Origin of the sequence: Dietzia sp. B44 (genome assembly GCF_014145245.1) — a bacterium.
Taxonomy (GTDB): Bacteria; Actinomycetota; Actinomycetes; order Mycobacteriales; family Mycobacteriaceae; genus Dietzia; species Dietzia natronolimnaea.
Map to the genome: position 1 here is coordinate 1 of NZ_JAALEF010000164.1, position 5042 is coordinate 5042.

Below are 5042 nucleotides of genomic sequence, written 5' to 3' on the forward strand. Positions count from 1 at the left end.
CCGGCCTGCCGCCGCGCGGTCGGGCCTGTGACCCGGGTGCGGGCGGCGTGCTCCCGGCGCTGCGGTCACTGTGGCCGGGGACTCTGCTGCTCCCACCGCTCCTCGGGGAGCCGGTCGCTGACCCGCTCGGGATGTGGGCCGGCCGGAGCGCGTAGTCGCCGGTCAGCGGGTGTAGTCGGTGGCGCGCTCGTAGCGGGCGTGATCGTCCCACACTCTGCGGAGCAGCTGTTCGAGCTCCCAGACGTCGCCCTCGGAGCCGAAGTACTTGCGGTCGATCGACTTGAGCTTGTCCTCGTTCTGGAGGATCTTGGCCCACAGCTTGGCGCGCTCGACGGGGTCGTCGGTGAAGTTTTTGTTCAGGTACTCGTGCGAGTGCCGCTTGAGGTTGCCGAGCACGGTGAGCGCCTTCCCTGCCGTGCTCACCAGCGAGGCCACGACGGTCACCACGAGGACGGTGATGATGACGCCCAGCGACAGGTAGGTGGGTACCTCCACCACGCTGACGTGCTCGCCCTGGTTGATGAACGGCAGGTTGTTCTCGTGCAGGGCGTGGAGGATCAGCTTGACGCCGATGAAGCCCAGGATCGCCGCGAGGCCGTACTTGAGGTAGACGAGGCGGTCGAGAAGGCCGTCCAGCAGGAAGTACAGCTGGCGCAGGCCGAGTAGCGAGAAAGTGGTGGCGGTGAAGACGATGAAGACGTTCTGGGTGAGGCCGAAGATCGCGGGGATGGAGTCCAACGCGAACATGATGTCGGTGCCGCCGATCGCCACCATGACGATCATCATCGGCGTCATGACCTTCTTGCCGTTCTCGATGGTGAACAGCTTGTCGTGGTCGTAGTGATCGGTCGCCGGGATGAACTTCTTGGCCAGACGCACCACGAAGTTGTCCGCGTCGTCGTCCTCGTCGTCCTCGGCCAGGAGACGGCCCGCGGTGACGATGAGGAACAGCCCGAACACGTAGAACAGCGCGCTGAACGCGTTGAGCAGGGCGGCTCCGACGAAGATGAACCCGGTCCGGGCGATGATCGAGAACACGATGCCGAACAGGAGTGCCTTCTGCTGCCCGGCCCGCGGGACCTTGAAACTGGTCAACAGGAGCAGGAACACGAACAGGTTGTCGACCGAGAGCGCCTTCTCGGTGATGTACCCGGCGAAGTACTCCACGCCCATCTGGTTTCCACCGAAGATCCACACGAGGAAGCCGAAGGCTATCGCGATGCCCACGTACGTCGCGGACCAGATGGCCGACTCCCTGAGCGTCGGGATGTGTTCCTTGCGCACGTGAAAGAAGTAGTCGAACAGCAGCAGTGCGACGATCAGGCCGACGGACAGCGACCAGGCGAGCGGGGTGGCTCCCAACGGGAGTCCTTTCCGAGGAGGGCCGGGGACCGGATAATCCTACGCGCCTCGGGCCGGTTTGCCCCCGGTCAGCTCTTCCGCCTGATGAACATCGTGTGCTGCGCCTCCACGACCGTCGTGCCGCGGCTGTCGCTCACCACCGCGGTGTGGACGACGCTGGTGCTCGGGTGGTCGTTCAGTCGCTCCCGGATGGCGTCCGCCTCGGGGCCGGGGACGTCCACCACGCACCGCAGTCGGCCCCGACCGGGGGCCCGGAAGTCGATCGTCGCGCTCTTGGTCCACACCTGGTAGCCGCCACCGAGTTGCCCGGACAGCAACGCCCCGTAGAGGACGTCGGTCGCGGCGAACAATGCACCTCCGAACGCGGTGCCGTTGGTGTTGGCGGTCCAGGGTGCGACGTGCATGCTCAGCTCCCCGCGGCTCCAGTCCGGGGCGATGTGCCGGATGCGGATCCCCGAACCGAGCAGCGGCGGGTACAGCGAGCCCAGCAGGGTGAACGCCCGGGGGCTGGAGGTGTAGCGGTGCAGCATGGTCTTGGGCACGCGCCGATCCTAACTTACCCGCGAGTCAGTTACGGCCTGGGTTTGAGCGGACGCACGGGATGACCTGTCGGGGAGGTCTGCCGGAGACGGCGCTTGGACAAAAAGCCGGCCCCTGCCTAGACAAACGGCTCACGTTTGTCTAGATTTGACCCACTAGGTGGCGTGCGACACACGCCGCCGGGCTCGATCAAGGGAGACTTGTGATGCACACCGACCTCCAGGCAGGGGAGACCGCGGCGCAGCCGTACCCCTGGACTGACGGCAAGCGATACCTGTGGCTGCTCGGGCTCATCCCCGCCGGCGCCCTGTTCATCTCTCTCGGCTTGTTCTCGTGGTTCTCCCACGCCGGGTGGGGCACCGCCGCCGTCGTGGCGTGGTTCGTCGCCCCCTTCGTCGTGTTCGTCTTCATCCCTCTGCTCGACATGGTCGTCGGGGTGGATGGTCGGAACCCGCCGGAGGAGGTCATCGAACGCCTGGAGGCCGACCCCTTCTACCGGTGGTGCACCTACCTGTACCTCCCGGTGCAGTACGCCGCCCTGATCTTCGCCTGCTACCTGTGGACCGCCGACGACCTGTCGTTCTTCGGCCACGAGGGCGGGCTGGGGCTGGTGGCCAAGATCGGCGTCGCCTGGGCCGTGGGCATCGCGGGGGGCATCGGCATCAACACCGCCCACGAACTCGGACACAAGATCCAGAACTCCGAGAAGTGGCTGTCCAAGATCGCGCTCGCCACCACGGCCTACGGGCACTTCTACATCGAGCACAATCGTGGGCACCACGCCCGCGTCGCCACCCCGGAGGACCCGGCCAGCTCGCGGCTCGGTGAGTCGTTCTGGGCCTTCCTCCCGCGCAGCGTCATCGGCTCCCTCATCTCCGCCTGGGAGCTGGAGAAGAACCGCCTCGAGCGCCTCGGCAAGTCACCGTGGACCCTGCGTAACGACAACATCAACGCCTGGCTCATGACGCTGGTCCTGTTCGGCGGCCTCACCGCCGTCTTCGGACTCGAGGTCCTTCCCTGGCTGATCCTGCAGGCGGTGTACGGGTTCAGTCTGCTGGAGGTCGTCAACTACCTCGAGCACTACGGGCTGCGCCGCAAAAAGCTCGACAGCGGTCGTTACCAGCGCTGCCGGCCCGAGCACTCGTGGAACTCCGACCACCTGGTCACCAACATCTTCCTCTACCACCTGCAGCGCCACTCGGACCACCACGCCAACCCGATGCGCCGCTACCAGGTCCTGCGCACCACCGACGACGCCCCGCAGCTCCCCGCCGGGTACGCCGCGCTCATCGTGGTGGCCTACTTCCCGCCGATCTGGCGCCGGATCATGGACCACCGGGTGCTCGACCACTACGACGGCGACGTCACCAGGGCCAACATCCAGCCGTCCAAGCGGGAGCGGATCCTCGCCCGCTACGGCGACCCGTCGGCCACCGGCGCGAGCACCGCGACCAGCCGGTCCTCCGCCCCGGCCGCCACCGCTTCTGCCACCACCGCGACCGCCGTCCTGGATCCCGAGCCCGACGTGGACGCCGTCCGCGGCGCCGTCTCGCCGATCGGCACCTATGCCTGCCCCAACTGTGGCCACCACTACGTCGAGTCGCTGGGTGAGCCGCGGGAGGGCTTCGCCCCCGGCACGCCGTGGTCGGCGATCCCCGACGACTGGCAGTGCCCGGACTGTGGCGTCCGGGACAAGGTCGACTTCGTGCCGGTGAGCTGATACCGCCAGGCCGTGACACCCGTGTACCCAGTGTTCCAACCAGGAGGTTTCCCATGAAGATCGCGATCGACCCGGACCGGTGCGAGGGGCAGGCGGTGTGCGTCGGCCTCGCCCCGAAGGTCTTCGCCCTGGGCGACGACGACGAGGTGGTGCGCCTGCTCGTGGAGGAGGTCCCCGAGGAACTCCAGAAGAGGGCTCGCAAGGCCATCGAGAAGTGCCCGATGGCGGCGCTCCGCGAGGCCGGGTAGGCCGTCGGCCAGAGCTCTAGGCCGCCGGCCAGGCGGAGGGGTCCCGACCGGTACGCGCGAGAGCGGCGTGCCGGGTCGGGACCCCTTCTCCGTCGAAGCCCGGTAGCGGAGCGGAGAACAGCTCGGGGGCCGGGTCGTCGGCGAGATCGGTCCGGACGAAGTCGAGGACGGCGCGTTCGAGTTCGTCGCCCCACGGCAGGTCGACCCCCTGGGAGACCGACAGGTCCCAGGCGTGGACGGCCAGATCGAAGGTCTGCTGCGCGAGATAGTGCACCATCGGCGCCCGACCGTAGGAGAGGTGGACCTCGTCGTCGGTGGGGGTTCCCCGCCACGCGGCGGCCACCGGCGCGCGCAGGGTGTGCCAGAAGGCCACGAGGTCGGGGCCGCTGGCCCCGGTGAGCCGACGGAGCGGTTCCTCGAGGTCCCCGGCCACCTCGTCGACCGTCCCTCCGGCCAACAGTCCCGGGACCCACATCTGCTCGTCCACGACGTGGGCCAGCACCTCACGGGCGGTCCACTCGCTGCACGGGGTGGCGGCGTCCCAGTCGGTGACCATCGGCAGGACCCGGTCGTACAGGTCGGCGGCCCGGGACTGCAGGGCGATCCAGTCGGTCATGGCTTGTCGAACCGCTCGCCCGCGCCCAACCGCTGCAGACGCAGCCACTCGCGCAGGCCGGCCGGGTCTCGTCTGGTGACCAGGAAGTACCAGCCGAAGCGCAGGATCTCCTGCGGGATGAGGCGCCGGTTGCCGGGCTGGGTGAGCACGTAGCCGCGGTTGCGGTAGGTGAAGTGCCGCTTGACCGGGTCGTCGGGGAACTGGGTGTGCATGCGCCCGCCGAGGATCGGCTTGAACTCGTCGGAACCCTGCGGGTGCAGGTACGCCGTGGTCAGGCATGTGCCGAAGGGCAGACGGGACCGCACCAGCCGCCGGTGCATCTCCACCTCGTCACCGCGGATGAACAGCCGCAGGTCCGGGACGCCCACACGGTCCAGGCAGTCCGCGGTGAACAGCGCCCCGTTGAACAGGGAGGCGATGCCGGGCAGCAGGTCGGTGTCGGTCCGGGAGGGGCCGGCGGCACCAGGGTCACCGGCACCGCGGTCGCCGCCCTCGCCGTCGGCGAACAACTCGCTGCGCCAGCGTCGCCACACCACGCCGCGGCGCAGCGGGAACG

6 protein-coding genes are annotated in these 5042 nt (G+C 68.4%); 2 read left to right on the plus strand and 4 right to left on the minus strand.

All coding sequences use genetic code 11. The annotated features are described in order from the left end of the window. Window positions 1–162: 162 nt before the first annotated feature. Both G6017_RS06375 and G6017_RS06380 read right to left on the minus strand, forming a co-directional pair. On the minus strand, window positions 163–1362 hold the full coding sequence (locus G6017_RS06375) for a TerC/Alx family metal homeostasis membrane protein (RefSeq protein WP_182616513.1): 1200 nt from the start codon (window positions 1360–1362) through the stop codon (window positions 163–165). A gap of 68 nt (window positions 1363–1430) precedes the next feature. Further along, window positions 1431–1904 (minus strand): DUF4442 domain-containing protein, encoded by a 474-nt coding sequence (locus G6017_RS06380; protein ID WP_182609977.1) that lies wholly within the window; start codon window positions 1902–1904, stop codon window positions 1431–1433. Between the two features lie 203 nt (window positions 1905–2107). Here G6017_RS06380 and G6017_RS06385 point away from each other — a divergent pair, with 203 nt between their 5' ends. Then, a complete protein-coding gene (locus G6017_RS06385) occupies window positions 2108–3622 on the plus strand; it encodes a fatty acid desaturase (protein ID WP_182616515.1) in 1515 nt (504 codons plus the stop codon). A gap of 53 nt (window positions 3623–3675) precedes the next feature. Then, window positions 3676–3870 (plus strand): ferredoxin, encoded by a 195-nt coding sequence (locus tag G6017_RS06390; protein WP_095717092.1) that lies wholly within the window; start codon window positions 3676–3678, stop codon window positions 3868–3870. A 16-nt stretch (window positions 3871–3886) separates the two neighbouring features. Here G6017_RS06390 and G6017_RS06395 read toward each other — a convergent pair whose 3' ends face one another. Further along, window positions 3887–4486, minus strand: coding sequence for a maleylpyruvate isomerase family mycothiol-dependent enzyme (locus tag G6017_RS06395; RefSeq protein ID WP_179524264.1), 600 nt, complete (start codon window positions 4484–4486; stop codon window positions 3887–3889). Then, window positions 4483–5042 (minus strand): glycosyltransferase family 2 protein (locus G6017_RS06400; RefSeq protein WP_182616517.1); only part of this gene is annotated, 560 nt, incomplete at its 5' end. The genes G6017_RS06395 and G6017_RS06400, both read right to left, overlap by 4 nt.

Coding starts and splice junctions, on each gene's coding strand:
- G6017_RS06390 (WP_095717092.1), top strand. CDS start 3,676: ATGAAGATCGCGATCGACCCGGACCGGTGCGAGGGGCAGGCGGTGTGC.
- G6017_RS06395 (WP_179524264.1), bottom strand. CDS start 4,486: ATGACCGACTGGATCGCCCTGCAGTCCCGGGCCGCCGACCTGTACGAC.
- G6017_RS06385 (WP_182616515.1), top strand. CDS start 2,108: ATGCACACCGACCTCCAGGCAGGGGAGACCGCGGCGCAGCCGTACCCC.